The following is a 2052-nucleotide window of genomic DNA, read 5'->3' as shown; positions in this document are numbered from 1 at the left end:
TAACTGGTTTACCCATTCTTGTTACTGTACTTCACCAGACTAAGAAACGCTATATTTTAGATTTATTTGCTAAACAAGCGATGATTTAAAAGCTTTTTTCAAATACAAAATGAACTTCTATATAGATAGTTTATATATAACAAATTAATTTTGATATGAATCATGAAAGTGTGACACACCACAAGTTTTTTAGCTGTGTGCAATCTCTGAGAACAATTAATTAAATTACCTTAAATAATACTATTGTGGCATCGCAACTCGGACAAAATTTAATGTTTATTTGAGATATAGCTGATACGCGAGAAGATTTGTCTGGTAACCAAATAAACTGGCGCGAGATTACCCCACCTGAGTATCTTCTTTTGGGTGAACGTTCGGTGGAAGAAGTGAAAACTACTGGAGTATGTAAGCCTTTTGAGAAAGAATACATTCGTAAAGATGGCGATCGCATTCCTATTCTGCTTGGTTCTGTGACGCTGGGAAATACTCAAAAAACCGTTATTGTCTTTGTTGTTGATTTGAGCGAACAGCAAGCAGTGCTACGCGATGTCTACGACGAGCTTCGCTTACGCAAACAAGTAGAACGAACTTTGCAAGAGAAAGAGGAGCGTCTGAGGTTAGCTAACGAACGGTTTGAATTAGCAGCATCTGCGGTAAACTGTCTGATTTATGACTGGAATATAGAACAGGATAGTGTTGAAAGAACTGATGGGTTAACCCGAATTTTGGGCTATTCCCTCGCAGAATCTGAATAAACTGATAGTTGGTGGCGTGAGCTTGTCCATCCAGAGGATTTGCAATATGTACAAGAAGAGGCAGGAGTTGCTTTGGCAGCATAGCGATCGCTATGCTGCCGAGTACCGAATTCGCAACAAAAACAATCAGTACATCTATGTTTTGGCTCAAGGGATAGTAGTACAGCGAGATGCTGACGGAAACCCGGTACGTTTAGTTGGCAGCACTACAGATATTAGCGATCGCAAACAGGCAGAAGCAGCAATCCAAGCAAGTGAGGAGCGGCTCAGGAGTTTTGTGAAAGCGAATATAGTTGGTATTCTCTTTGGTGATGTGAATGGCAGCATCACTGAAGCCAATGACGAGTTTTTGCGAATTGTCGGTTATACCCAAGAGGATATCCAAGCAGATAGATTACGGTGGGCTGATATCACGTCATCTTGCTCTGGAACGCGCTCAGTTAATGGCTTCGTTACAGCGACGGAAAGAAGAATTAATCCAAGCTAATCGAATCAAAGATGAGTTTTTGGCGGTGCTTTCTCACGAACTTCGCACGCCGCTAAACTCGATTTTAGGATGGTCAAAGTTACTGCAAACGAAAAAGTACGATCAAGCAACCACTAGAAAATTTGGAGGACTGGGCTTAGGATTAGCTATTGTTCGTCACATTGTCGAGCTATAAACTGTCCTTCCTTCCATAACAACTCCCCAATTGTCAGATTCATCTTTGCTTTTCCCCCAAATACCGTTCTCACTTTGCCTTGATATAAGTGAGAACGGTATTTATTTGGGGTGTTTGCTGTCATTTGGTTGTCGTGAATGAATTTGGTCAACTCTTAAATGTGACTCTTACTCCTAGTAACATTGATGACCCTAAACTAATACCTGATTTCCTGCATGAGCTTTTTGGCAAAATATTTGACGTTAGTGAAGCTGAAGGTATCGCGGCTATGTTTCTGAAAAACTTGTTTTTCATCTTTTGGAAGAGTTCAGAATCCAATTTTTCGCTAAACCCCGTCGCAATATGAAGAATAGGCTGATGTGTCTTCTTGACTTGCTTTTGTCCCGTAAACCCTCAATTATTGAGACGATTAACGACCAACTCAAAAACATTTCTTAGATTGGACATTCTCCACACCGAAGCCTCATTAATTTTTGCGTTAACGTTCATTTGCCGATTAATCGCTTATTGTCATCAACCTAAGAAACCTAGCCTTCAACTGGAGTGGCTTTAACCTCCTTATCTTTAACTCAAACTCGGTTATTATAGCGGTTCCTGATTGAGTGCAATACAGTATGGGATAATGGAGTATATTA

General features: G+C 40.2%; 4 protein-coding genes and 1 pseudogene. All 5 read left to right on the top strand.

Going from position 1 to position 2052, the window contains the following annotated elements:
* The first annotated feature begins 308 nt into the window (after nt 1-308).
* The 5 genes and pseudogenes from ACFE93_RS34465 to ACFE93_RS34445 all read left to right on the top strand — a co-directional run bounded on the left by ACFE93_RS34465 (nt 309) and on the right by ACFE93_RS34445 (nt 1855).
* Complete coding sequence (locus ACFE93_RS34465) at nt 309-755, top strand: hypothetical protein (protein WP_375480602.1); 447 nt, start codon at nt 309-311, stop codon at nt 753-755.
* A 16-nt stretch (nt 756-771) separates the two neighbouring features.
* Nucleotides 772-1242 (top strand): PAS domain-containing protein, encoded by a 471-nt coding sequence (locus tag ACFE93_RS34460; protein WP_375480600.1) that lies wholly within the window; start codon nt 772-774, stop codon nt 1240-1242.
* A pseudogene (locus ACFE93_RS34455) lies at nt 1175-1360 on the top strand (histidine kinase dimerization/phospho-acceptor domain-containing protein); the annotation flags it as partial. The gene ACFE93_RS34460 and the pseudogene ACFE93_RS34455, both read left to right, overlap by 68 nt.
* A gap of 145 nt (nt 1361-1505) precedes the next feature.
* The gene (locus tag ACFE93_RS34450) at nt 1506-1763 is read left to right on the top strand and encodes a transposase (protein ID WP_375480598.1); all 258 of its coding nucleotides are present in this window, start codon (nt 1506-1508) and stop codon (nt 1761-1763) included.
* Complete coding sequence (locus tag ACFE93_RS34445) at nt 1715-1855, top strand: transposase (protein WP_375480596.1); 141 nt, start codon at nt 1715-1717, stop codon at nt 1853-1855. The genes ACFE93_RS34450 and ACFE93_RS34445 overlap by 49 nt, the downstream gene beginning before the upstream one ends.
* Nucleotides 1856-2052: the final 197 nt, after the last annotated feature.

The sequence above is a fragment of the uncultured Nostoc sp. genome, assembly GCF_964247315.1.
Taxonomy (GTDB): domain Bacteria; phylum Cyanobacteriota; class Cyanobacteriia; order Cyanobacteriales; family Nostocaceae; genus Nostoc.
The sequence above is the reverse complement of the archived record's forward strand: the minus strand, read 5'-3'. Positions and strand labels throughout refer to the sequence as shown.